This is a genomic window from Pseudomonas sp. KH_050 (assembly GCF_057838875.1).
In genome coordinates this window covers 4,112,545-4,136,798 of the sequence record NZ_CM174478.1, presented here as the reverse complement: position 1 = coordinate 4,136,798, position 24,254 = coordinate 4,112,545, and the positions used below count along the sequence as shown (strand labels likewise).

At 60.8% G+C, this 24,254-nt stretch carries 19 protein-coding genes and 1 pseudogene; 13 read left to right on the top strand and 7 right to left on the bottom strand.

Features of this window, described 5'->3' with window-relative positions; translation table 11 throughout:
• Positions 1 to 8 precede the first annotated feature (8 nt).
• The 3 genes from AC3IUA_RS18805 to AC3IUA_RS18795 all read right to left on the bottom strand — a co-directional run bounded on the left by AC3IUA_RS18805 (position 9) and on the right by AC3IUA_RS18795 (position 5,567).
• Positions 9 to 1,532, bottom strand: coding sequence for an efflux transporter outer membrane subunit (locus tag AC3IUA_RS18805; RefSeq protein WP_489362400.1), 1,524 nt, complete (start codon positions 1,530 to 1,532; stop codon positions 9 to 11).
• A gap of 117 nt (positions 1,533 to 1,649) precedes the next feature.
• Complete coding sequence (locus AC3IUA_RS18800) at positions 1,650 to 1,865, bottom strand: hypothetical protein (protein WP_489356184.1); 216 nt, start codon at positions 1,863 to 1,865, stop codon at positions 1,650 to 1,652.
• 804 nt (positions 1,866 to 2,669) lie between these two features.
• Entirely contained in the window at positions 2,670 to 5,567 is a 2,898-nt protein-coding gene (locus tag AC3IUA_RS18795) for an ATP-binding protein (RefSeq protein ID WP_489356182.1), read from the bottom strand.
• Positions 5,568 to 5,851: 284 nt separating this feature from the next.
• Here AC3IUA_RS18795 and mhpA point away from each other — a divergent pair, with 284 nt between their 5' ends.
• Positions 5,852 to 7,510, top strand: coding sequence for a bifunctional 3-(3-hydroxy-phenyl)propionate/3-hydroxycinnamic acid hydroxylase MhpA (gene mhpA, locus AC3IUA_RS18790; protein ID WP_489356180.1), 1,659 nt, complete (start codon positions 5,852 to 5,854; stop codon positions 7,508 to 7,510).
• 2 nt (positions 7,511 to 7,512) lie between these two features.
• Positions 7,513 to 8,163 carry a TetR/AcrR family transcriptional regulator gene (locus AC3IUA_RS18785; RefSeq protein ID WP_489356178.1) on the top strand — a complete coding sequence of 217 codons (651 nt, stop codon included), beginning with the start codon at positions 7,513 to 7,515 and terminating at the stop codon, positions 8,161 to 8,163.
• 230 nt (positions 8,164 to 8,393) lie between these two features.
• Here the strand turns inward: AC3IUA_RS18785 and AC3IUA_RS18780 are convergent, their stop codons facing one another.
• Complete coding sequence (locus tag AC3IUA_RS18780; RefSeq protein ID WP_489356176.1) at positions 8,394 to 9,629, bottom strand: NADH:flavin oxidoreductase/NADH oxidase family protein; 1,236 nt, start codon at positions 9,627 to 9,629, stop codon at positions 8,394 to 8,396.
• A gap of 308 nt (positions 9,630 to 9,937) precedes the next feature.
• Between AC3IUA_RS18780 and AC3IUA_RS18775 the strand changes: the two genes are divergently transcribed.
• From AC3IUA_RS18775 to AC3IUA_RS18755, 5 genes are all read left to right on the top strand, one after another.
• Positions 9,938 to 10,552 (top strand): TetR/AcrR family transcriptional regulator, encoded by a 615-nt coding sequence (locus AC3IUA_RS18775; protein WP_489356175.1) that lies wholly within the window; start codon positions 9,938 to 9,940, stop codon positions 10,550 to 10,552.
• A gap of 86 nt (positions 10,553 to 10,638) precedes the next feature.
• Entirely contained in the window at positions 10,639 to 11,730 is a 1,092-nt protein-coding gene (locus tag AC3IUA_RS18770; protein WP_489356173.1) for a VOC family protein, read from the top strand.
• A 175-nt stretch (positions 11,731 to 11,905) separates the two neighbouring features.
• Entirely contained in the window at positions 11,906 to 12,862 is a 957-nt protein-coding gene (locus tag AC3IUA_RS18765; protein WP_489356171.1) for a fumarylacetoacetate hydrolase family protein, read from the top strand.
• A complete protein-coding gene (locus AC3IUA_RS18760; protein ID WP_489356169.1) occupies positions 12,862 to 14,763 on the top strand; it encodes an acyl-CoA synthetase in 1,902 nt (633 codons plus the stop codon). Before AC3IUA_RS18765 ends, AC3IUA_RS18760 begins: the two co-directional genes overlap by 1 nt.
• Before the next feature lie 154 nt (positions 14,764 to 14,917).
• On the top strand, positions 14,918 to 16,237 hold the full coding sequence (locus AC3IUA_RS18755; protein ID WP_489356168.1) for an outer membrane protein transport protein: 1,320 nt from the start codon (positions 14,918 to 14,920) through the stop codon (positions 16,235 to 16,237).
• 90 nt (positions 16,238 to 16,327) lie between these two features.
• On the opposite strand, the gene AC3IUA_RS18750 is transcribed toward AC3IUA_RS18755, so the two are convergent.
• The gene (locus AC3IUA_RS18750; protein WP_489356166.1) at positions 16,328 to 17,149 is read right to left on the bottom strand and encodes a DeoR/GlpR family DNA-binding transcription regulator; all 822 of its coding nucleotides are present in this window, start codon (positions 17,147 to 17,149) and stop codon (positions 16,328 to 16,330) included.
• 266 nt (positions 17,150 to 17,415) lie between these two features.
• On the opposite strand from AC3IUA_RS18750, the gene AC3IUA_RS18745 reads away from it, so the two are divergent.
• From AC3IUA_RS18745 to otnI, 6 genes are all read left to right on the top strand, one after another.
• Positions 17,416 to 17,934 (top strand): FadR/GntR family transcriptional regulator, encoded by a 519-nt coding sequence (locus AC3IUA_RS18745; protein ID WP_489356164.1) that lies wholly within the window; start codon positions 17,416 to 17,418, stop codon positions 17,932 to 17,934.
• A 40-nt stretch (positions 17,935 to 17,974) separates the two neighbouring features.
• Positions 17,975 to 18,880: an L-threonate dehydrogenase gene (gene ltnD, locus AC3IUA_RS18740; protein ID WP_489356162.1), complete on the top strand. Its 906-nt coding sequence runs from the start codon at positions 17,975 to 17,977 to the stop codon at positions 18,878 to 18,880.
• Between the two features lie 10 nt (positions 18,881 to 18,890).
• On the top strand, positions 18,891 to 20,183 hold the full coding sequence (gene otnK / locus AC3IUA_RS18735; protein WP_489356160.1) for a 3-oxo-tetronate kinase: 1,293 nt from the start codon (positions 18,891 to 18,893) through the stop codon (positions 20,181 to 20,183).
• Positions 20,180 to 20,818, top strand: a complete 639-nt coding sequence (gene otnC, locus AC3IUA_RS18730) for a 3-oxo-tetronate 4-phosphate decarboxylase (RefSeq protein ID WP_489356158.1) — start codon at positions 20,180 to 20,182, stop codon at positions 20,816 to 20,818. The genes otnK and otnC overlap by 4 nt, the downstream gene beginning before the upstream one ends.
• A 209-nt stretch (positions 20,819 to 21,027) precedes the next feature.
• A complete protein-coding gene (locus AC3IUA_RS18725) occupies positions 21,028 to 22,488 on the top strand; it encodes a GntT/GntP/DsdX family permease (protein ID WP_489356156.1) in 1,461 nt (486 codons plus the stop codon).
• A gap of 51 nt (positions 22,489 to 22,539) precedes the next feature.
• Positions 22,540 to 23,322: a 2-oxo-tetronate isomerase gene (gene otnI, locus AC3IUA_RS18720; RefSeq protein WP_489356154.1), complete on the top strand. Its 783-nt coding sequence runs from the start codon at positions 22,540 to 22,542 to the stop codon at positions 23,320 to 23,322.
• 127 nt (positions 23,323 to 23,449) lie between these two features.
• Here otnI and AC3IUA_RS18715 read toward each other — a convergent pair.
• Positions 23,450 to 23,692, bottom strand: a pseudogene (locus AC3IUA_RS18715) (alcohol dehydrogenase); the annotation flags it as partial.
• Positions 23,693 to 23,770: 78 nt separating this feature from the next.
• The gene (locus AC3IUA_RS18710) at positions 23,771 to 24,223 is read right to left on the bottom strand and encodes a hypothetical protein (protein WP_489356152.1); all 453 of its coding nucleotides are present in this window, start codon (positions 24,221 to 24,223) and stop codon (positions 23,771 to 23,773) included.
• Between the last annotated feature and the right edge of the window lie 31 nt (positions 24,224 to 24,254).

Here is a 24,254-nt window from a genome sequence, read left to right as displayed (position 1 = left end):
GAAGTTTCTTAGGAAAGTGGTGGCCGGTCGGCTTTGATGGCTTCGGTGGCTGTGGTGGGGGTAGCGGATTGTTCGAACACCTGCCAGCCCCCGCCCAGTGCCTTGTAGAGCTGCACGCTATCAAGCAGCAGCCGGGTGTTGCTGTCGTCGGCGCTCAGGCGCACCGTCAGGCGCGCCCGTTGCGCGTCCAGCAGCGGCAACAGATCGATCTGCCCTCTATCGTAGAGCGACTGTGCGCGGCTCAGAGCAGACTCCGCAGACTCGGTGGCGGACTGCAACCACTTGGCGCGGTGACGCTCTTGCGCCTGCGTGACGAGGGCGTTCTCCACGTCCTCGAGCGCACGCACAATGCCGTCCTCGGCGCGCAGTAGCGCCTCACGCTGGCCGCTCTCGGCGACCTCGTTGATCGCGCGTGTGCGCCCGGCGTTGAAGATCGGCAGGGTGAGCAGCCCGGCCACGTTGGTGAAGCGCGCGGCGCCCAGATCCAGACCGTTCAGCTCAAGGCCCTGGCGCCCGTAGGATGCACCGAGGAACAGCCGCGGGAACCACTCGGCCGCGGCTTGTTTACGGCGCGCATTGGCGGCATCGAGCTGCGCCATCAGCGCCAATACATCAGGCCGGCGCTGGAGCAGGGTGGCGGGCTGCCCCTGCCGGGCCTCGGGCGCCACCACGTTGCCGGGGGAGGGCTGGATGCTCGCGGCGTTAAAGGCCTGGTCACCGATCAATACTGCGATGCGGTGCCGCGCCACCGCTGCCAGGGTCTCCAGCGCAGGGATCTGCGCGCGTGCCGATGCGGCATCGGTCTGGGCCCGCTCGACGTCGAAGGAGGTCGCCAGCCCTACACGGTGACGCGCATTCACCAGGCGCAGTGTCTCGTCCTGCGCCGTCGAGATCGCGCGCAATGTTTCGGCCTGGCGCAGCGCGCCGACCAGCGTGAAGTAGTTGCTGGCGATGTCGCTCATCACCAGCAGACGCACGCCGCGTACGCCGTCCTCCGCAGCCAGTGCCTCGGCCTCGGCCGCTTCCGCGCCAGCGCGCAGGCGTTCGCTCAGGTCAAGTTCCCATGAGACGTCCAGGCCCGCGCCAATGGTCTTGGTATCTGGAAGCCCCTGCTTCTTGGCAGTGTCGTAGCCGCTGCTACGGTCGGAGCCGAAGGCGGACATGCCGACACTCGGAAAGAGCCAGGAGCGACTGACCGTCTCACCGGCGCGAGCGGTGCGCACGCGCTCGGCGGCAATCTTGATATCACGGTTCTCGCGCATCGCGCGGCGCACCAGATCCGTCAACACCGGGTCGTTGAACGTCTTCCACCACGCAGCTTCGGGTTCCATCTCGGAGGCCGTGCTTGCGGTGAACCTGGCCGGCAGGTCTACCGACGGCTTGACGACCTCCGTGGAGCAACCCGTCAAGACCAGGGCGATAGACGCGGCGAGCGCCGCACCAACGACGACGCGGAGCAGGCGTTCGGCATGTTGCAGGGGCGTCTGCCCGGTGTGGCGGGTCAGCGGATGGGGAGTTGGAAGTCGCGGCATCGGATTGGACTCGTGTAGATTCGAGGTTGCATCAGCGTAGGGCCCGGTGTGCGCGAAGTCGTCAGCGAAACGTCGCCGTTCGGTCGTCATATCGAGCGCTCATTCAGGGTGCAGATGTCACTCGCCATCGGTATCTGCCGTGTGCTCGCCGGCCGTCGACACGAGGTCCGAGGCAATCGACTCCAGCAGCTCTTCGGCGGACGAGAACTCGCGCTGACGTCCGGTGACCAGGTTTTCGAGGCGGCCCACCAGGGCCCCCGGCGCGGCATCGTTACGCAGCTTCATTACGTACGAGCGGCGGCTCGGGTACTTGGATTCAGGGTTCAGGCTCATGGCAGACCAGGGGATCAAGGAAGTTCGACGACAGCGTAGGCCGCCCCCTGGGTCGAGTCGTAAGCGAAAGGTCAGACTTCGGTCGGGACAGCGTCCTCCCCGCAGAAATTAATGCCGGTAAGTTAAGGGCTTGAACACCGCAGTCCCTGTGGGAGTGAGCTTGCTCGCGATGGCGGCCTGACAGCCGACCAATCTCTTGCGGGTGTACATATCCATTCCTGCGGTAACGGCCACTTAGGGTTTCGCTTTTACAGCGACTCCCTTTGGCAAACGCCGGAGTGCCGGCCCAGCCCAAAGGAAGCAAAGGTCTTCACCCCGGCGTCCGGCACCTCGCCAAGGCTCGGTGTTCCCTCGCTCCGGTGTCCATCAGGGGGCGCCGCAATGCGGCGTAGTCAGCTGTGCTGACGGCGCTTCGCGCCACCCCCCTGATGAACACCTCCACTCGGCCTGCCGAAGGGGCGGGTAGATCAAGATCAAGATCAAAAGCCAAAGCAACGGCAAAAGCGAGGCGGCCGACCGGCCGGCCTGGAGATGCGCATTCCCCTGTAGGAGCTGCCGCAGGCTGCGATCTTTTGATCTTGATTTTGGGGGGCTTGCTCGCGATGAAGGTGGCTCTGACAAGGCCAAACCGAGTTGACGGAAAGGCTCAGGGCGTGAAGGCGGCCTGACAGCCGACCCGCCTCTCGCGGATGTACCCAGATCCACTGTGCGAGCCGGCTCGCGATAGCGGCGGATCAGCCAACATTGATGCTGAATGTACCGCCGTCATCGCGAGGAGGCCCGCAAGTTTTCGCCCTTAACTCTTCAAGTCGACTGTGCAGCCTGAAGCAGCGAGCGCGCACGTTTCACCAGCTCGGTTCCATCCGTTTCGGGCAACTGGTCAACCAGCGCCGCCAGGGCCTGGCGGTCCTCGGTTGCAGCAGCGTGGTGTTCGCACAGCTCGACCAGCGCGAGCAGTTCCAGCCACGGTGCTTGCTGGGCGCGAGCCTCCTCAACCGCGCGCCGCACCACAGCACTGCTGGCGTCGGACCGGCCCTGCGCTCGCGCGATCGCTGCCTCCAGCAGCAATAGCTGCGGCAGGTACACGCGCTCGCCCAATTCCTCCCCGACCCGTAGTGCTTCCTTTAGCTCGACTTGCGCTGCGCTGCAATCACCTGCCAGCAGCAGCGCCTCGGCGGCATAGCCGAGTACCTCGCTGGAACCGGAGCGCATGCCGAGCCCGGTGTGTTCGTCGTAGGCCTCGCGGATGCGACGGTAGCCGTCGCGCGGCGCGCCGTTGCGCGCGTCGGCCCAGCCGCGCCACCAGCGGCAAGCCGTACGCCCCAGTGCGAGCGAATACTCATCGACCAGCGTCTGCATGTCATCAGCCAGCGCTGCCACACGCACAGGGTTGCCCATCCGCACCTCGATCAACACCTCCTGCCAGGCGGCGACCAGCCAGGTCATGGGCTGACGAAGCGCTTGCGCGCGGGTTCGCGCCCGCTGCATGTGGGTTCGGCCTTGCTCAACCAGGCCAGAGCGCACGAGTTCTATGGCCAGCATCCCGTGCAGCATGACCTGAGGATCGGCCGCAAAGATCTCGTTCGCCCCGATGTCCAGCGGCTCGGCGATCGCGAGGCCGCGCTCTAGCCAACTGCGGGTCGTCTGCGTGCGACCCTGGAGGTGATGCACCTCGCCCTGCACGATGCACGCCGCCAGCATGAGCACTGGATCGCTCGCCTCGCACGAGAGGGCTTCGGCGCGTTCCGCCACCTCCAGCGCCAGCGCATAGTCGCCGCGCAGACCGAGCAGATAGCCGAATCCGTGCAGCAGGCGACCGCGCATTGGATGCTCGGGTACATCCGCTAGCAGCGTGTACGCGCGTTCGAACGCGCTCCTGGCTTCGCTGCCGACACCGAACGTGTGGAACGCCGACACCCCCTGCAGCGTGGCCAAGGTAATTTCCAGCGCATCGCGCTCCGTCCCTTCGGGTGCCTGCGTCAGCAGGACCAACGCGCGCTCAGTGAGACCGATGCACAAGGCCGGGCTGAAGTGCAGCAGCGCGGCTTCTGCGGCCTCGGCGTAATAGCACAGCGCGATCATCGGCTGCCGAGCCCGGTCGAAGTGCGTCGCCAGCTCCGCGGCAGCAACCGGCACGCCGGCCATGCGCTCGCGTTCGAGGGCAGCACCAACCTGGCGATGGAGGTGGGTGCGCACTGAGCGCGGAGTGCGGTCGTACAGTACCTGGCGGAAGAGGGCATGCCGGAACGAGTAGGGTAGCTCCACCGTCTCTTCACGTTCGGCGGCCCGCGACTGCGTGAGCCACACCTGCTCGCGCACCAGTTCCTCGCAGGCGTGGGCCACAGAAGCGAGGTCGCGCTCGAGGGCCAGCGAAACCGTCTCAACCCGGAATTCGACTCCGCATACCGCTGCCGCCGAGAGCAGCGCACGCTGCTCCGGCCCGAGCTTGGCGATGTAGTGATCAATGATGGCCGCGAGATTCTCGGGAACCGCCATTCCTGCCAGCCGGGCCTCGATGGTGGCGTCGTCGTCCGCTGGGTCCATTACTTCACTGATGACTGACGACACGAACAGCGGCACACCGTCGGTGCGCTCGTGCAGGGCACGCACGAAGGTTTCATCGCGCGCCAGAGAGGCCGAACGCAGCGCGACATAGTCGGCGACCTCGGTTTCCGAGAACGGATCGAGCACCACTTCCTCGCACAGACGTTGCAGGCGCAGTTCGTGGCGCAACGAGTTGAGCGGATGATCGAGCGCTACCACCTCGGCGAGGCGCAAGCTCGACAGCCACATAAGCCGCGTGCGGCCACGTCGCCGTGCCATATAGTCGATGAGCTGGACCGTCGCCCGATCGCTCCAGTGCAGGTCTTCGGTCACCAGCAACAGCGGGCGCTGCTCTGTGTAGCGGTCAAGCAGTTCGCCCATTTCCCTCAGCATGCGGTCCGGACCGACGCCGGCAAGCTCGCGCCGCAATGCGTCTCGCTCCTGCGCAGTGCTCAGCCACGGCAGTTGCAGCAGCCAGGTCGGCGCCACGGCGCGCAGCAGCGCCGGCAGGGTGGGGTCGCTGCGGCACAGATCGGCCAACGCCTCCAGCACCGGCAGGTACGGCTCGCCGGTGCCGTAGTGTTCCACGCAATGGCCGCGTGCGCAGGCGATGCCGCCAAGGCTGGCGAGGAAATGCTCGATCAACGTGGTCTTGCCAATCCCCGGTTCTCCGGCGAGCCAGGCCACTGCACGTTGCCCGCCACAAGCCCGTTCCCACGCCCGTTGCAGCCTTGAGACCTCGTCGGTGCGACCAATGAATGGCGGCGATGGATGCGCGCCGGCCGCCGGTACCGTCGCGGACGCAGGCGGCATCGAAGGTGCAGGGGAGGGCGCGGCGATGAAGCGATAGCCGCGCCGCGACACCGTCTCGATGAAGCGGGGCTGCCTGGGGTCATCGCCCAGCACCTTGCGCAGATCGCTGATGGCCGTCTTCAGCACCGAGTCGCTGACGAACCGATGTCCCCACACTGCGTCAAGCAAAGCATCCTTGGTCACCAGCGATCCCGGCTGGCGTGCAAGTACGCACAGCAGGGTGAAGGGCGTTGGCGCCAACGCCACGGTTTCTCCGTTACGTAACAGGCAGGCGTTGGCCTCGTCGAGCTCGAACTCGACGAAGCGGAGCTGGACCGGGTTCGGATGGGGCTGCGGACGCGCCACGTTTGATTCCTGAAGACTGAAACATAGTTTCCAGTACTGGGCCATTACTCCAATGACAACGCTGATCGGCTCAGAAGCCAAGCCTCACCGGTCGGAAACTGACGCAAACCAGCCCCGTCACACCCTCGGCATAGACCACGTGGCCTCATTTTGGTGCGGTAATGATCTCAAAAATTAATGACAAAAACATCAATATTGATAAATGTCTCATTTTTGAATATCTTCACTTTGCCTGACGATGAGACCTGCGCGTCTCACGACTTCAATCACAACAAGGGCTCGAGATGAACAACAACAAGAAAGTTTCCGAATTGCCTCCCTCCGCCGTCGATGTGCTGATCGTCGGTAACGGTCCGGTAGGTGCGACAATCGCGGCGCTGCTCGGCCGCTATGGGGTAACGACACTGGTACTGGACAAGACCCATGAGGTCCTGCTGATGCCCCGCGCCATTGCCCTGGACAACGAGGCGCTGCGCATCCTGCAACTCGCCGGATTGTCGGAAGACGCTTTCGAGAAGATCGCTATCCCTGAAGTGAAGATGCACTCCCCGGTTCTCGGGCAATTCAGTCGAGCCAATACCGCAGGGTGTATCGACGGCCATCCCAAGCTTGTGACTTTCTATCAACCCGACCTCGAACGAGCGATGCGCAGCCAGGTTTCCAGGCTGAAGTCAGTGAACAGCCTTGGTGGCTTCGAACTTGAGAACCTGGTCGAGGAATCGGACGGTGTCGTCGCCTCCGTACGTGATCAAAATGGCCACTTGCATTGCGTTCGCGCGCAGTACCTGGTCGGTGCGGATGGCGCAAGCTCCAGGGTCAGAGCACTGATTGGCCAGGAATTCGAAGGACAAACCTATGCAGAGGATTGGCTGATTGTCGATGTCATGAACCGGCATAAGTCAGCGATTGATCACATTGAGTTTATCTGTGATCCACGGCGCCCAACGCCGCACATGCCCGCTCCAGGCGGAAGGGAGCGTTGGGAATTCATGCTGCACCCAGGCGAATCCCGGGAAGAGCTGGAAAGCCCGGAAAGCATAGCCCGACTGATCGCGCCATGGATCAATCCGCAGGAGCTGGAAATCGAGCGCAAGGCGGTGTATCGATTCCACGCGCGCTGCTGCAACAGATTCAGCAAGGGACGCATCTTTCTCGCAGGAGATGCAGCCCACATTACCCCTCCCTTTGTCGGGCAAGGTCTCGTTGCAGGCCTTCGAGATGGCGCCAACCTGGCCTGGAAACTGGCCTGGGTCCTTCGCGGCCATGCGGCGCCTTCAGTGCTCGATAGCTATGACGTAGAGCGTCGCCCCCATGCCCAGGAGATGATCAATCTGGCGAAACTCATGGGCCGCCTGGTGATGCCCAGAAACAGGATCGCAGCTTTCTTCGTCCACGGCCTGATGCGCATGCTGGCGTTGACTCCCGCGACCAGAAGGTACTTCGAACAGCTGGACATCAAGCCGAAGAACATCTTCAAACACGGCCTGTTCGTGCAGCATCGTCGTGGCGATAAGCTGGTTCGTGGCAGTCTGTTTCCCCAAGCCTGGGTTCGCACCATGCAACAGCAGATCAAATTGAGCGACGATGTGCTTGGAGACAACCTGACCCTGGTTGGATTCGGTGTTGACCCGTTGTCACTGCTGACCAGCGCTCAGGTCGTTTCCTGGGAAAAAATGGGAGGCCACTTCCTGGAGATCAGAACACGCGGCACGCGCTCCGGTGGCAGTTGCGACTTCATCGAAGACCTGAACCATGACATCCTGCCGCTGGCTGCTAAAGGAACGCTGGTCGCGGTACGCCCCGACCGCATCATCATGCACCACGTCCCTGGCTTCGATGCAGGCAGTCTCGTTCGAGACTGCATGGGCCTGTTGGCTAGCGCCGACGCCACAGCCGATAGCGTTTCCATTACCATTAACGAGCCCCCTCGATTAAGAGCCTGAAGATGCCTTCCCCCACTTTTCCTTCAGAAGCACCTGCGCAAGAGCCTCTCACTCGAGGCCACAAGAAGCGTGAACGCACCCGTCGCGGCCTGGTGGACGCGGCATTGCGTCTTGTCGCACGTAAGGAGGTGGGGGAGATTGCACTGCTCGAGGTCGCCGCGGAGGCCGCGGTATCCAACGGCACCATCTACAACTATTTTCGAACGCGCGACGAAGTACTCGAGGCGGTTGGCATCGCCATGGCCACCGAGTTCTCCGATGCCATTTCCGCCCTGAGCTCGGACGTGGACTGCGGCGCACAGCGGCTTTCGATTGGCGTACGCATGTTCGTATGCCGGGCCGCCGACGACCATCAGTGGGCCAACGCACTGCTGCGCATCATCCATTCCGATCAGACCATGCGCTCGCGATTGGCTGCCCATGTGCTTGGCGACCTGCGTGAAGGTCTGCGCGCAGGCTCTTTCGCTTACGAGGACGAAGGGATCGCCCTGGATTTGGTCGTATCCTGCACAACCGGAGCGATGCGCTCGGTGGTCGAGGGGCGTGCGGTGGCGGAGCATGATCGGCTGGTCGCCGAAATGATTCTCAAGGCTCTGGGCGTAACACCTGCCAAAGCCAAGAGAATCGCCGGCAAGCCGCTACCCGTCGCATAGGTATCTACACATCTTAGCTCTCGTAGCAGCTGCCGAGCGTGCGAGGCTGCGTCCGGCCGCGTAGCGGTCGTAAAACCAGGCAATGGATTCTTTCAGGCAAACTGAGTACGCAGGACTGCGAGGACTTCGGTCGAGCGCGACCCCGGCTCGAACGCAGCCTCGCACGCTCGGCAGCTGCTACGGACTCAGTCCTACGCCGTATTTCAATGTTGTGTAGATACCTATGCCCACTAGGCCCGGGCAATCCATTGCCGATAGTTCTTCGCCTGGCGACGAGCCTTCAGCTGATTGCCGATCAATGCCATGAATGGTGACGTCCCGGGTTTTGTCCGTTTCCCTTGGCTCAACAAGCCGAGCTGCTTCTTGATCACCGACGCCACTGCTAGCGATGCCAGCGCCTTGTTCTTCCAGCGGACGACGATGGGCTCCACTTCGGTGTCCTGACCGGCCATCCACTGGCTTGGCAGGGCCGGCTCGATTGCCAGCGCAGTGGCAAGCCCCACCATCGACACCGAGCCGCTCACCACTCGCTCCGCCACCTCCTTTCTGCGCACGCCGCCGGTGACCATCAGCGGCATGCGCGCTATTTCACCTATTTTCTGCGCGATCTCGAGAAAATAGGCTTCTCGAGCCAAGCGGCTGCCATCGCTGGTCTGCCCCTGCATCGCCGGGCTTTCGTAGCTGCCACCTGACAACTCGACCAGGTCGACCGCCTTGGCGTTGAGCATTTCCACCACGCGAGCGGCATCCTCGGCATCGAAACCGCCTCGCTGAAAGTCCGCGGAATTGAGCTTCACCGCGACGCAAAAGGTCGGTGCCACTCGCTGACGTATTGCGTCGATGGTTTGCAGGAGAATGTGCGCACGATTTTCCAGGCTGCCACCCCAGCGGTCGCTACGCCGGTTGGTCAAGGGCGAAAGGAATTGGCTGAACAGGTAGCCATGCGCTGCATGAACCTCCACGCCAGTGAATCCGGCACGCTCGGCCAGCGCTGCAGCATGGGCATAGCGCTCGATCAGCTCTTCGATCTCCTGCTCATTCAAAGCCCTGGGCGGCACAAAAGCCTTTGATAGTCCGGGAATGTCGACGGCAACCGCGGAGGGCCCCCGTGCCGATTGCCCCATTGAAGCCAATAGCTGCCGTCCGGGATGATTGATTTGCATCCAGGCCTGGGCTCCACGACTGCGGCAAGCATCGGCCCAGAGCGTGAATTTGCCCAGGTTGCGATCGTCCTCAAGCACCACGCCTGCCGGTCCGGTCAAGGCGTGGCGATCAACCATGACATTGCCAGTGATGATCAGACCGGCCCCACCGTCCGCCCAACGCCGATAGAGCCTGGCCAGCGCTTCCCCTGGGGCGTGATCCTCATTGGCAAGATTCTCCTCCATGGCAGCCTTGGCGATTCGGTTTGGAATCACCGCGCCGTTAGGCAATCGAAGCGGTTCGAAGAGCTTTGAGCCGGTCATGTTCTGTCCTTCAGGAATGAAAAAACGGCCAGCCATCACTCAGGTTGGTGAAGTCCTGGTTTACATCGATGGGCCGGTTTGATGGCCCTGCCGAGAGGACGAGCCAAAGAACATGGAGCTGAACACGCGTGTTCAAATAAGTCAATAAGTGGACATCTGAATGGCTCTTCATCACTCAGAGTGCCCCCGAATTTGTAGGCATATAACGGTTTTTATTGTGAAGCAGGTACTTGAATCAAAAAACGTCGTTGACGGCAGATGAACACGCGTGTTCAATTAGGCCATAAGGTAATCCTGGAGAGAGAACCGTGGAATCCCTAAATCCAACACAGCGCCGCATTCATCAAGCCGCCTTTCGCCTGTTCGCTGAAAGAGGCACCTCGCAGGTGAACATCCTCGACCTCGCGCAAGAGGCAGGAGTGGCGCGCGGAACGGTCTATAGCAACATCGAAAGCATGGAAAGCCTGTTCGAGGCGGTCGCCAGTCATCTCGCGAGGGAGATGCATGAACGCGTCAACAAGAGCTTCGACTCCCTCTCCGATCCGGCTCAGCGCCTTGCCAATGGAATTCGATTCTTCATTCGTCGAGCGCACGAGGACTCCCAGTGGGGCGCATTCATCCATAAATTCGCCATGAGCAATTCTTCGTTGCGCGAAATGTTTTCCAGTCAAGCGACTACGGATCTTCTGAGCGGACTTTCCAGTGGGCGCTACACGTTTGCGCAGGAGCAATTGCTCTCAGTCCTTACGCTGATATCGAGCAGCGTCCTCGGCTCCATTTTCCTGGTGCTGGAAGGGCACAGAACGTGGCGCGAATCGGGCTCTGACACCGCCGAGCTAATACTGCGGGCATTGGGTGTGCCACCAGAGGAGGCTCGTGCGCTGGCGACCAAAGAGTTGCCGGCACTTCCGTCTCTCGACTGAGCTCGTAACTGACTCAACCAGACAACACCCCTGGTTTTTCAGGGGTGCGGGACAGCTTTGCCCTAAAAACCCGGAAAACAAGAACAATGAACAACAAAAATGAAATGCCCCAGTTGGCGACACCACAACCCGCCCGGCATCCGCAGCCAACGGTGAAGGCCCAGGATCTGACTCACCTGATCTTTCAAAGGCCGGACTTGAATGAGGCGGCGCGTTTCCTGACTGACTTCGGCCTGACGGTAAGTCAGCAGGACGGCGATACGCTCTATCTACGCGGCACCGAAGCCACTTCATACTGTTACCGTGTCCATCGTGCAGAACATGCATGTTTTGTCGGGTTCGGACTGGCAGTCCAGTCTCGCAAGGATCTGGAAAAGCTGACCCGAATCCCAGGCGCGTCACCGGTAGAGAAATCGGAACATCCTGGTGGCGGGTATTACGTCAGACTGACCGATCCTTCCGGCTTCATAGTGGAAGCTGTTTGCGACCAGACTCCCGGTAAAACGCTGCTGCACAGAGCGCCTCTTCCCTGGAATCTGGCGCAGGAGCAACCGCGAATCAACGCCACGCAGCGCCCGCCGATTGCTCCGCCTGAAGTTCTCAAACTGGGCCACATCGTCATCGAAGTGGCCGACTACCAGGCGACCTGTGCCTGGTATACGCAGCATTTCGGGTTTCTTCCCAGCGATGTGCAAGTACTCCCCGATGGCACACCTATCGTCGCCTTCATGCGCCTGGACCTTGGTGACACTCCCGCGGATCACCATACGCTCGCGATAGCGCAAGGGTTCATGGCCACCTATAGCCATAGCGCCTATGAGGTGGTCGATGCAGACGCGGTGGGCATGGGGCAGCGCGTCCTGCGCGAGCGCGGTTGGGAGCACTCATGGGGAATCGGCCGACACATTCTGGGCAGTCAGATTTTCGATTACTGGCAAGACCCTTGGGGCGATAAGCACGAGCATTACTGCGACGGGGATGTCTTCACGGCCGTACAGCCTGTTGGCATTCATCCCGTGAGCCCCGAGGCAATGGCCCAGTGGGGACAGCTCATGCCCAAGAGTTTTACAAAACCCAGGATGAGCGTGACCAGTCTGCGTGCGCTGATCCGTAACCTGCGACGCAGCCCGGACCTGACCATTCGCAAGTTGATAACACTCATGCGGATGTTCGGGTAGAGCTGCCGCCATGTCGAGCAATTCAACCAGGTATGGCCGGCGGGATGTGCTCAAAGCCGGTGCTTTGATCGTCGGCGGCTCGTTGGTCTACAGCGTTGCCAACCCCCCCTCAGAACAACACCACAGTTCTCGCGCCGCCGAGCACGGGACCAACACTGCTCCAGGAGTACCTTCAATGTCTGCTGTACACGTAGTCCGCTTTGAATTTCAGAATGGTATCCACTGGGGCGTGCTACGCCAGGGCCGTATCACGGTTGTCCCCGGTACTTTTGAAACCACCGGTGACTTCATTCGCCAGAACAGTATCGACGACCTCGCTCAGTTAAAAGGTACGGAGCTTGTGGAGGGCGAAGTGAAACTGCTGTCGCCGGTGACCCGCAACCAGCAGTTCGTCTGCCAGGGCGCCAATTACCGTCAGCACATGATCGAGTCGGGCATGGACCCGGATGCGAAGAAATTCAACATGATCTTCACCAAGGCGACGAGTTGCCTGGTGGCAGCTGACAGCGACCTTATCAAGCCGCGCACCGTGCGCTTCCTTGACTACGAGATCGAACTGGGGCTTGTGATGAAGCGCTCGATCACCGGCCCTATTGCTATCACCGACGCCAATCTGCATGAGTTCATTGCAGGCGTCGTTATTGTCAATGACTACTCGGCTCGTGACATTCAAATTCCCCAGATGCAGTTCTACAAGGGCAAGAGCTTCCGCACTTTTGGCCCGGTCGGCCCCTACCTCTGCCTTCTGGATGCCAAGGATATGCATTACCTGAAAGAGCTGCAGCTGCGCCTGACAGTCAACGGCCAGGTGCGACAGAGCGACAGCACGGCCAACCTGGTTTACGGTCCCGCTGAAACCCTTGGCGAGCTCTCTGCCTTGCAAGATCTCGCCGCTGGAGACCTGATCGCCACCGGCACTCCTGCCGGCTGTGCTCTAACGATACCTTCGCCTGCCAAACAGCGCATTGCGGCCCTGATGCCAGAAGCCACCAAGTGGAAGCTTTTCCTCAAGGCGCAGGAGGGTCGGACGCAGTATCTCAAGTCAGGTGACGTGGTCGAGGCGCGCATTCGCAGCGCCGATGGTGTGATCGATCTCGGCGTGCAACGCAACCGAGTCGTGGGGGAAGCCTGATGGTCGTGCAGAGCCTGAATGACATCGAAAGTCTCGAACAAGTCCCCTTGTCGGAGCGTGGCCTGGCTTGCAGCACTTATGAAGCGCTGCGACAGGCGGCCGAGCGCACCCCCCAGGCACCGGCCCTAAGCTTCTTCGCCGATGCCGCCGATTTCAGGCGCACCTACGAGTGGAGCTACTCCCACCTCCTGGCGGATATCACCCGTGCGGCGAATGCCTTCCATGACCTGGGTATAAAACCAGGCGAGGTGCTTGCCTTTATCTTGCCCAACCTGCCGGAAACCCATTTCACTCTATGGGGCGGGGAGGCGGCGGGCATCGTCATGGCGATCAATCCTCTGCTCGAGGCCAAGCAGATGGCTGGCTTGCTGAATGCCGCGAAGGCATCCGTGGTGGTGACGCTCGCGCCGACTGCGGGCAGCGATCTGTGGCCCAAACTGGCTTCGCAGCTGGATCAGTTACCCGGTATCAGGTCTGTCGTTTGGGTCAGTATGGAGCCCTATGTCGCCGAACCTGTGCGTGGGGCCCTGAAAGCCGTGGCACTGAAGGAACGAGACTTACACCGCGGTATCGCGATCCACGATTGGCAATCGCTGATGAATACTCAGCCGCACACACACCTCAAGAGCGGTCGGAAAATCCACCAGGATGAGTGCTCCTCCTACATCTGTACGGGCGGCACCACCGGGCTCCCCAAGATTGCCGCGCGGACCCATGGCTCTGAAGTATTCAATGCATGGGCCGTGGCCGCTCACTTGCAGCCACGCAGTGGTGGCCAGGTTATCTTTTGTGGCCTGCCGCTATTTCATGTCAATGGACAGCTGGTGACTGGGCTGATGCCTTGGACTCAAGGCGACCATGTGATCCTCGGGACGCCTCATGGGTATCGGGGCGAGGGGGTGATCCGACGATTCTGGGAGATGGTCGAGCACTTCGGCATCAACCTCTTTTCCGGCGTGCCGACTGTCTATGCTGCACTTCTGCAAAATGAATGGCAGGGCCGCGACCTATCCAGTCTTCGCTTTGCAATGTGTGGCGCCGCACCCATGCCGGCTGAGCTTTTCCGAGAGTTCGAGCGCCAGACCGGGGTAAAGATTCTTGAAGGTTACGGCCTTACCGAGGGCGCCTGCGTCTCCTCGATCAATCCGCCCCATGGCGAGCGCCGCATCGGCTCCATCGGGCTACGGATCGCCTACCAGAATATGCGCGCGGTCTTGCTCAATGATTCTGGAGAATACCTGCGCGACGCCAACGTGGATGAGATCGGCCTCATCACGATCAGTGGTCCGAACCTTTTCGATGGCTATCTGGAGGAGCGTCATAACCAGGGCCTCTGGATCACTATCGACGGTCAGCGCTGGTTGAACACGGGCGATTTGGGTCGCCAGGATGCGCAAGGCTACTTCTGGCTGACCGGACGCAAAAAGGAGTTGATCATCCGCGGCGGCCACAACATCGATCCCAAGCAAATCGAGGAGGCTTTGCAGGCGCATCCCGCCGTCGCCTTGGCCGCTGCAATCGGCAGCCCCGATGCCTACTCGGGCGAGGTGCCGGTCGCCTACGTTCAACTGCGCCCCGGGCAAGTCTGCAACACCGAAGAGCTTGAGGCGTTCGCTCATCTCAACATCAGCGAGCGGGCAGCAGTTCCCAAGCGCATTGAAATCCTCGAAGCGTTGCCACTGACTGCCGTGGGCAAGATATTCAAGCCCGCCTTGCAGCAGCGCGAGATTGCCAAAGTAGTCCAGCAGGAAGTGGAGCGCCTGGGGCTTTCGGATATTGCTGTTGAGGTAGTGCAGGACAATCGCCGTGGGTTTGTCGCCTGCATCCGGGCCGGAACTGACCAGGAAATCCTGGCGCCACTCCTGGGGCGCTATAGCTTCCAGATCGAGTGGCTTAATTGAGTCCCTGATTCGAGTCCAGCAATGATGCCCTGGTGCTGTTCAGCCAGGGCTTTTTACACAACTTCGATCAACTCCAACCGGTACTGAGAAGTGCACAGGACGGCGAAGCCTTGCCTGCGTGAAATCAATAAAAACAATAAACAAGAGGTGGAAAATGAAACTCAATAGCCGTGCGATCCAGTGTCTCTCTGTTCAGCGAAAGTGTGCTGTCTGGATTCAGTTCACCAGTGCCATGGCACTCCTCGGCGCCTCTACAATGGCAGGCGCCAACGGCATTGCCCTTAACGAACAAAGTGCCAGCAGTGCGGGGACTGCGTATGCGGGAAGGTCGTCATCCGCGCTGGACGCCAGCACCATCTTTGGAAACCCTGCAGGTTTGACCAAGTTGAAACGTACTGAGATTTCCGGCGGCGCCGCGGTCGTCTCGGTGAGCGATGACATCAGTGATGCGCAGAGCAGTGCCCCAGGAACGAATGAAGGGGACTCGGTACCTTTGGGGGTCGTGCCCTTCGCCTATATGTCGACGCCGCTTGACGATCGTTTTTCGATGGGGCTGGGCCTCTATGCGCCGAGTGGTTTGATCAATGATTACGAGAGCAGTTTTCAGGGCCGCTACCATGGTTCCTATAGCACGACCAAGGAAGTAACCCTGCAGCCCACCATTGCCTACCGGATCAATGATTACCTGTCCATTGGTGGCGGACCGACCATAAACCGTTTCAATGCAAAGCTACAGAATTACCTGGCCACCGGCGCCCTGAACAACGGCGAGGACACACAGGTCACCATCAAAGGCGATGACACGGCACTTGGCTACAACGTCGGCATCCTGGTTGACTTTACTGAGGCAACCAGTTGGGGGATCAACTATCACTCGAAGGTGGACTATACACTCGAAGGGCATACTGAGGTTTCCGGCTCCCCGAGCGTTATCCCGCTGGACGGAAAGTATGACAGCAAGATAGACCTCACTATGCCCGAGTCCGTGGACACGTCCATCACCCATCGATTCAATAGTCGCTGGACGGGATACCTGGGGACCACCTGGAAACGTTGGAGTCGGATCCAGAAGGTCGAGGCAGTCAACAGCGGTCTTTCCCCCCTGGGCCAGGCGGCTGGCCTGGGAAGTGTGATCGAAGAAATGAACTGGCGCGACACTTGGGCCACCGCAGTGGGCGCATCCTATCAATTGAACCAACAATGGCTGCTGCGCGCAGGCTACGCCTATGATCCGTCGCCCATCAGGAATGCCGATCGCAGCGTGCGCATTCCGGTCGGGAATCGCCAGGCCGTGACTTTGGGCGGTGCTTATTCGCCGAATGACGATCTGACGATAGACTTCGCTTATGGTTATCTCTGGGATTCCAAAGTTTCCGTAAAGCAGGAGAACAACTCCGGTCTTCAACCTGCATACAGTGCCAACTACGACAATAGTGCGAATGGAGTTTCAGTACAGGCAACCTATCGGTACTGATCGACACGGCTCCATTTTTAATGGAGTCCATTTTCACAAGCCTTCCAGAGAAGGGAACTACGGGCTCTGCTGGATACAGGGCCCGCTGTTTCAAGCCGGAGTACTGTCAGATGGCAGCAATAGCTCGACACCCTGCTTGCGGATGCTATCGGCCGCGGCGGGGGTCAGCGCGTCGTCGCTGAGGATGATGTCGAACTGCTCCAGCCCGGCGATCTTGTACGTACTGAATGTGCCGTACTTCGAGCTGCTGGCCACCAGCACCACTTGCGAGGCCGATTGCATCGCGGCTTGTTTGACCTCCACCTTCAGCGCCGAAGGCGTGGTGAGGCCGCGACGCAAATCCCAGGAGCTGGTCGATATGAACGCGATATCAGTGACGACCTGACGCAAGGTGGCAACCGCCAGACCGCCCACGCACGATTGATTGGAGTGATCCAACTGCCCGCCGGTGTGAATCACTGTTACATGGGGCGCATCGATCAACGCCTGCACAATCCCGAAGTCGTTGGTCACCACGGTCATGCCTGACAGCGCCTTGATGTACGGGACGATCTCCAGCGTGCTCGTCCCCGCATCCAGATAAATCGTCATATCGGCATGCAGTAGCGGCGCGGCCAGCTTGGCCATCGCCTGCTTCTGTGGCAACTCGACCACCGCCTTGAGCTGATGGCTGGGCTCGCTGTGGAGCTGGCTGGCGATTCGCACGCCACCGGTTACCGAGTAAGCACGGCCTTCCTGTTCAAGCAGTGCGATATCGCGGCGTATGGTCATGTGCGAGCAGTCGAACATGTCGATCAATTGATGAACGCTCAGCACCTGATGCTTGCGCAGCTGGCGCAGCATCAACTCACGGCGCTGTTCAGGAATCATCGGTGCGCCGCTTTCGGCGGCGATGTCCTTTTGATTAGGCATTCGGGCTCCAGAGTGAAAAATCCGCATGCAAGGAAAGCGGGGGTAAACATAGTAGCGAATCTACGGTGAAGGGACGAGTTGTTGCGAATCACTGTTCTCACGAGGCAAAGAGCGAGTTTCCTTGCTGGCTTTCCCAAGGGGGAGGCGCGAAGGTAGTGTTAAAAAATGTTATTTGTAAAAAAGACTTCACATAATCTGTTCATTGGGGGATTATCTGCTCAACCTGTATGACGACCTGATAACAAGACGAAAACAGGATGGCTACGATGTTCGATAAGGTCCCGACTCACGTGCTGAGTGACAGCGTCGCTCAGCAGTTGCTGGACAAGATTGAGACCGGTGTGTTCGCCACCGGCAGCAAGCTGCCCAGTGAAGCCATGCTTTCAGAAGCCTTCGGTGTCAGTCGCGCCGTGGTCCGCGAAGCCATTTCCCGCCTGAAGAACGAAGGCGTGCTGCAGCCCCAACAAGGGCGCGGCATCTTTGTCACGGCCAACGCCACTATCCGTCCGCTGCGTATCGATTACACCGAAGCCCAACTGCCCGGCAGTGTCTTTCACTTGTTAGCGCTGCGCCGTGCCATCGAAGCGGAGATTGCCTGCGAGGCCGCGACCCGCATCACCCGTACCAACGAGGCGGGCAGGGCGGACTTCTCGCATCAGGTACACGAAGAACACCAAGCGATCGTCACGGCCATTCGGCTGGGCGATCCGCTCGCCGCCGGGCATGCCGCCCGTGCACATATCTACAACGCGGCCCGCCGTCTACGCCTTGCCGGCGTTGAATAGGCCGCTGTTCTTCTCATAAACAGCTATTCAGGAGTACCCCATGAATAACAAGAATGTCGGTGTTGTCGGTCTGGGCGCAATGGGCCTGGGCATTGCCCGCTCATTGTTGCGCAGTGGTTTCAATGTGCATGCCTGCGATGTGCGGGCGGCGGTGACCGAACAATTTGCCAGCGAGGGCGGCGTGGCATGCGCTTCGCCTGCGCACATGGCCGCTGAGTGCGACGTGATCATTACCGTGGTGGTGAATGCCGAGCAGACCGAGACCGTATTGTTTGGCGAAGGGGGTGCCGTGGCTGCGTTGCGTCCTGGCAGTCTGGTGATCGGTTGCGCCACCGTGGCCCCGACCTACGCCGTGGACCTGGGCCAGCGCCTGGCCGGGCAAGGCTTGCTGTATCTGGACGCACCGATCTCCGGTGGCGCGGCCAAGGCGGCTGCAGGTGAGATGACCATGATGACTTCGGGCCCGGCCGACGCTTATGCCAAGGCCGAAACGATCCTTGCGGGCATGGCCGGCAAAGTTTATCGCCTGGGTGACGTCCATGGCCTCGGTTCGAAGGTCAAGATCATCAACCAGCTGCTCGCCGGGGTGCATATCGCCGCCTCTGCCGAAGCCATGGCGCTGGGTCTGCGTGAAGGGGTCGATGCCGACGCGCTGTATGAAGTGATCACCCATAGCGCCGGTAATTCCTGGATGTTCGAAAACCGCGTGCCGCACATTCTCAAGGCTGACTACACGCCGTTGTCCGCGGTGGATATTTTCGTCAAGGACCTGGGCCTGGTGCTGGATACCGCACGGGCCAGCAAATTCCCGCTGCCGCTGTCGGCCACCGCCCACCAGATGTTCATGCAGGCGTCCAGTGCCGGCTTCGGCCGTGAGGACGACTCGGCGGTGATCAAGATTTTCCCGGGCATCGAATTGCCGACTGCCAAGCCTGCGTCCGTTTGAGGAACACCCCATGACTAAATCCACCGCACGCCCGCTGCTGGGCTGCATCGCCGACGATTTCACCGGTGCCACGGACCTGGCCAACATGCTGGTGCGCGGCGGTATGCGTACCGTGCAAAGCATCGGCATTCCGAGCAGCGAGGTGGCTGCCGGGCTCGACGCCGATGCGATCGTCATTGCGCTGAAGTCGCGCACCATTCCGGTCGCCGAAGCGGTCGAACAGTCCCTCGCCGCGTTGGCCTGGCTGCGTGAGCAAGGCTGCGAGCAGATCTTCTTCAAGTACTGCTCGACGTTCGACTCCACCGCGGCCGGCAATATCGGTCAGGTCAGCGAAGCGCTGCTGGCGGCGCTGGGCAGCGACTTCACCCTGGCGTGCCCGGCGTTCCCGGAGAATGGCCGGACGATCTTTCGCGGCCACTTGTTCGTGCAGGATCAGCTGCTCAGCGAGTCGGGCATGCAGCATCACCCGTTGACGCCGATGACCGACGCCAACCTGGTTCGGGTCCTGCAATCGCAGACCGGCCTGAATGTCGGCCTGTTGCGCTACGACACCATTGCCCAAGGGGCCGAGCAGGTGCGTGGGCGAATCGCCGAACTACGGGCTCAAGGTGTCGGCATGGCGATTGCCGATGCCTTGTCGGACAACGATCTGTACACCCTCGGAGCCGCCTGCGCCGACCTGCCGCTACTGACCGGCGGTTCGGGGCTGGCCCTGGGCTTGCCGGAAAACTTCCGTCGCGCCGGCAAGCTGCGTGACCTCGATGCCTCGAAACTCCCGGCGGTATCGGGCGGTGAAGTGGTGTTGGCCGGTAGCGCTTCGATCGCCACCAATGGGCAAGTGGCGGCCTGGCTCGAAGCCGGACGGCCGGCGCTGCGGATTGATCCATTGGCCCTGGCGGCTGGCGAACCGGTGGTTGCCCAGGCCTTGGCCTTCGCCAAGGACAATGAGCACGCCGTATTAATCTATGCCACCAGCACCCCGGACGAAGTGAAGGCGGTGCAACAGCAGCTGGGCGTCGAACAGGCCGGCGCTCTGGTGGAAAACGCCTTGGGTGAAATAGCCCAGGGCCTGCGCCAGAACGGCGTACGTCGCTTCGTGATCGCTGGCGGTGAAACCTCGGGCGCCGTGGTTCAGGCGCTGGGTGTGCAACTGCTGCAGATCGGCGCGCAGATCGATCCGGGTGTGCCGGCGACGGTCAGCAGCACGGATGAGCCTCTGGCCCTGGCACTCAAATCGGGCAACTTCGGTGGTCGGGATTTTTTCAGCAAAGCGCTGAAGCAGCTGGCCGGAGGTGCTCAATGAGTAACGAAAACGCCCTGCGCGAAGAAATCTGCCAGGTTGGCCGCAGTCTTTATGAGCGCGGTTACACCGTCGGCAGCGCCGGCAACATCAGCGCGCGTCTGGACGACGGTTGGTTGATCACACCGACCGACGTCTGCCTCGGGCGCCTCGATCCGGCGACCATCGCCAAGGTCAATCTGGCCGGCGAATGGGTGTCCGGTGACAAGCCCTCAAAGACCCTGGCCTTGCATCGCCAGGTCTACGACCGCAACCCAAGTGTCGGCGGCGTGGTGCATACCCACTCCACCCATCTGGTGGCGTTGACGCTGGCAGGTGTCTGGCAGCCGGACGACATCCTGCCGCCGCTGACGCCCTATCAGGTGATGAAAGTCGGGCATATCCCGTTGATTGGCTACCAGCGTCCCGGCTCGCCGAAGGTTGCCGAACAGGTCGCCCAGCTGGCCAACAGTGTTCGTGGCGTGATGCTCGAGCGGCTTGGCCCGGTGGTCTGGGAGAGTTCGGTCTCCAGGGCCAGCTACGCCCTGGAAGAACTCGAGGAAACCGCGCGACTGTGGCTGATGAGCAATCCCAAGCCCGAGCCGCTCGATCAGGCGGCGCTGGACGAGCTGCGAGAGACATTTGGCGCGCACTGGTAGTGCGCTGACTTCTTTTAAAACAATAGATTTAAAACGGTAGAACACGACAGATCGATAACGCAGGCCCTGTCCGGGAGACGCGCAGCGACTCTCAGCGACCCCGGCTTGCCTGAAAATACAATAACAACAGGACATCCAGGCATGACTCACCTTCACTGCGACATTTTCAGAAGAGCCCTTTCGTTTGCCCGGCGTGGAGGGCTTCTGAAATGAGCCCGTTAATCCTGATGGTTACCGCGGGGCTAGGGATCGCTCTGTTGTTGTTCCTGGTGCTCAAGTACAAGTTCCAGCCGTTCGTGGCCTTGATGCTGGTGAGCATTCTGGTGGCGCTGGTGGCCGGGGTGAAACCGGCCGATCTGGTCGCTACCATCGAAGGCGGCATGGGCAAGACCCTGGGCCATATCGCGATCATCATTGCCCTGGGCGCGATGATCGGGCGGATCATCGAACTCTCCGGCGGTGCCGAGGCGCTGGCCAAGACGCTGATTAGCCGTTTCGGCAATCGACGCACGCCGCTGGCGCTGACGATTGCCGGGTTCATGGTCGGGGTGCCGGTGTTCTTCGAGGTCGGCGTGATCATCCTGATGCCATTGGCCTATGGCGTCGCTCGCAGTGCGCGTAAGCCGCTGCTGGTGTTCGCGCTGCCGATGTGCGCTGCGTTGTTGACCGTACACGCCTTCCTGCCGCCACACCCGGGTGCGGTAGCCGCTGCCAGCCAGTTGGGCGCCGACCTCGGCCGCGTGCTGATGTTCGGTCTGCCGATCACCGCGTTCCTTTGCTATGTCGGCTACCGCGTGGCCGGGCGCATGACCCGTCGGGTGTACCCGATGACCGACGATATTCGTGCCGAGGTCTATGGCCCGCATGTCACCAACGAGGATCTGGCCGCCTGGTCCAATGGCAACGACAAGAGCGCTGAGCGAGCGGCTATAGCCGTGTCGCACATGGGCCTGGAAGAGGCCACCAGCAGCATCGTCTCGAAGTTGCCGCCGGCGCCACCCCCGGGTTTCGGGATGATCGTCAGCCTGATCGTACTACCGATCATTCTGATTCTGTTGGGGACGCTGTCCACCTCGTTGTTGCCTGCCGAATCGATCCTGCGCGGCATCATGACCGTGCTTGGCGCGCCTCTGGTGGCGCTGCTGATCGATACCTTGCTGTGTGCCTGGTTGCTGGGGTCGCGTCGGGGCTGGAGTCGTACTCAGGTGTCCGACGTGATCGGCTCGGCTTTGCCCGGTGTGGCGATGGTGATTCTGATTGCCGGCGCTGGCGGTGTGTTCGGCAAGGTGCTGGTGGATACCGGAATCGGCGCCGTGGTCTCGGATATGCTGCGCACCACCGGTCTGCCGGTGCTCGCGCTGGGCTTTCTGCTGACCATGCTGTTGCGTGCGGTGCAGGGCTCGACCACGGTGGCGCTGGTGACCACCGCCGGGATCATCAGCCCATTGATTGTTACCCTCGATCTCACTGCGAACCACATGGCGTTGTTGTGCCTGGCCATGGGCGGTGGCGGGTTGGCCATGTCCCATATCAATGATGCCGGTTACTGGATCTTCACCAAACTGTCCGGGCTGAACGTGGCCGACGGCTTGCGCACCTGGACGGTACTGACCACCTTGCTCGGCACGTTGGGTTTCGGTATTACCCTGCTGATCTGGCCGTTTGTCTAACCCCGTATCCACGGATCTACTTTCTCAAGAACTATTTTCTCAGGAGCTACCATGCCTCGTTTTGCTGCCAACCTCAGCATGCTCTATCCGGAACATGAGTTTCTGGATCGCTTCGCCGCCGCTGCCGCCGATGGTTTCGAAGCCGTGGAATACCTGTTTCCCTACGACTACAGCGCTCAGGAACTCAAACAGCGCTTGAGCGACAACGGCCTGGTACAGGCACTGTTCAACGCACCGCCAGGCGATTGGGCGGCGGGCGAGCGGGGCACGGTGTCGTTGCCGGGCCGGGAGAGTGAATTTCGTAGCGGTTTTGATCGCGCGCTGGAATACGCCGCGGTGCTGGGCAACTCGCGCATCCATGTAATGGCCGGGCTGCTGCCGTCGGAAAGCGATCGCCCACGGCATCACGGCGTGTACCTGGAGAACCTGGCCTACGCTACCGCGCAGGCCGCCAAGGCTGGCATCACGGTGCTGCTGGAGCCGATCAATACGCGGGACATGCCGGGCTTTTTCCTCAACCGCCAGGATCAGGCCCAGGCCATCTGCAAGGAAGTGGGCGCCAGTAACCTGAAGGTTCAGTTCGACTGCTACCACTGCCAGATCGTTGAAGGTGACCTGGCCACTAAACTGCGTCGGGACTTCGACGGCATTGGCCATATCCAGATTGCCGGCGTGCCGGATCGACATGAACCGGACCTGGGAGAAGTCAACTATCCCTATCTGTTCGAGTTGATCGATCAGTTGGGTTATGACGGCTGGGTAGGGTGCGAATACCGGCCGCGTGGCAACACCTCGGCCGGCTTGCAGTGGTTGCGAGATTGGAAATCGCGTTAAGCGCAAATGATGAACTGCGCAGCGCAAACGCAGAGGCCGGTGCCTGCTCCGTTCGAGCTGGTGAAGGGGGGCTGCTGTAATAGCGGCAGATGAAGGCGCGTGCGGCGTTACCCGACGCGCCCATCCGTCATTTACTGGCGTCCAGCACGACGCGGTAACGCGCCTTGCCACTGCGCAGGTGATCGATGGCTTCGTTGACCCGGCTCATGGGAAAGTGCTCGACCTGCGGCAGGATTTGATGGCGTGCGCAGAATTCCAGCATGGTCGCCGTGGTACCGGGCGAGCCGACCGGCGAGGAGGACAAGCTCTTTTGTTGGGGAAGCAGGTCGAACACGTGCACTGGAATAGCACCGGGCACCAGCCCGACAAAGCCCTGCGCAGCGTCCAGTTTGATCTGCATGGGTGGTTGATCACCGCAAACCTGCGGGGCGGGTCGAAATGGCCGTGGCTATTTCACCGTGCCTCCTTGTCTGATATCTCCGCAAAAAATATCGACGTTGCCACTATCCGGTGCAGTTCGCACGACGATGGAGTACTCACCGGAGAGCAGGACTGGCAGTTCGACAGGTGCGTTTCTTGAGAAAGTCCAGCCGCGTATGGCTTGGCGTTCGGTGTTGACCTGATCATTCATTGCATAGGCGACTGGCCCGGGTTGCTGGCAGCTGCCTTTATTGATGAAGGTGTAGAGGCGCAACGGCAGAGAGGCTCCGCTTGGAACACCACTGATAAAGAAACTGAATCCAGTTTGTTTGTCCCAGCTTGTCAACGTTACATTGCCGATCTGACCGGAGTTCTGCCGGGTGGCAACCAGAGAAACGGACACTCCAGGGTCTGATGAAATGGTACAGCCGAAGAGGCTTGCGGTGATCATCAGGACTGCAAGTGAGTTTCCGAGCTTCATTGCGAACCTCCTGTGTTAAAGAGCTGCAATG

What these genes read in the sequence shown, in the direction of transcription:
- AC3IUA_RS18805 (WP_489362400.1), bottom strand. Translation starts at nt 1,532, where the DNA reads ATGCCGCGACTTCCAACTCCCCATCCGCTGACCCGCCACACCGGGCAG.
- AC3IUA_RS18800 (WP_489356184.1), bottom strand. Translation starts at nt 1,865, where the DNA reads ATGAGCCTGAACCCTGAATCCAAGTACCCGAGCCGCCGCTCGTACGTA.
- mhpA (WP_489356180.1), top strand. Translation starts at nt 5,852, where the DNA reads ATGAACAACAACAAGAAAGTTTCCGAATTGCCTCCCTCCGCCGTCGAT.
- AC3IUA_RS18785 (WP_489356178.1), top strand. Translation starts at nt 7,513, where the DNA reads ATGCCTTCCCCCACTTTTCCTTCAGAAGCACCTGCGCAAGAGCCTCTC.
- AC3IUA_RS18780 (WP_489356176.1), bottom strand. Translation starts at nt 9,629, where the DNA reads ATGACCGGCTCAAAGCTCTTCGAACCGCTTCGATTGCCTAACGGCGCG.
- AC3IUA_RS18770 (WP_489356173.1), top strand. Translation starts at nt 10,639, where the DNA reads ATGAACAACAAAAATGAAATGCCCCAGTTGGCGACACCACAACCCGCC.
- AC3IUA_RS18765 (WP_489356171.1), top strand. Translation starts at nt 11,906, where the DNA reads ATGTCTGCTGTACACGTAGTCCGCTTTGAATTTCAGAATGGTATCCAC.
- AC3IUA_RS18760 (WP_489356169.1), top strand. Translation starts at nt 12,862, where the DNA reads ATGGTCGTGCAGAGCCTGAATGACATCGAAAGTCTCGAACAAGTCCCC.
- AC3IUA_RS18755 (WP_489356168.1), top strand. Translation starts at nt 14,918, where the DNA reads ATGAAACTCAATAGCCGTGCGATCCAGTGTCTCTCTGTTCAGCGAAAG.
- AC3IUA_RS18750 (WP_489356166.1), bottom strand. Translation starts at nt 17,149, where the DNA reads ATGCCTAATCAAAAGGACATCGCCGCCGAAAGCGGCGCACCGATGATT.
- AC3IUA_RS18745 (WP_489356164.1), top strand. Translation starts at nt 17,416, where the DNA reads ATGTTCGATAAGGTCCCGACTCACGTGCTGAGTGACAGCGTCGCTCAG.
- ltnD (WP_489356162.1), top strand. Translation starts at nt 17,975, where the DNA reads ATGAATAACAAGAATGTCGGTGTTGTCGGTCTGGGCGCAATGGGCCTG.
- otnK (WP_489356160.1), top strand. Translation starts at nt 18,891, where the DNA reads ATGACTAAATCCACCGCACGCCCGCTGCTGGGCTGCATCGCCGACGAT.
- otnC (WP_489356158.1), top strand. Translation starts at nt 20,180, where the DNA reads ATGAGTAACGAAAACGCCCTGCGCGAAGAAATCTGCCAGGTTGGCCGC.
- AC3IUA_RS18725 (WP_489356156.1), top strand. Translation starts at nt 21,028, where the DNA reads ATGAGCCCGTTAATCCTGATGGTTACCGCGGGGCTAGGGATCGCTCTG.
- otnI (WP_489356154.1), top strand. Translation starts at nt 22,540, where the DNA reads ATGCCTCGTTTTGCTGCCAACCTCAGCATGCTCTATCCGGAACATGAG.
- AC3IUA_RS18710 (WP_489356152.1), bottom strand. Translation starts at nt 24,223, where the DNA reads ATGAAGCTCGGAAACTCACTTGCAGTCCTGATGATCACCGCAAGCCTC.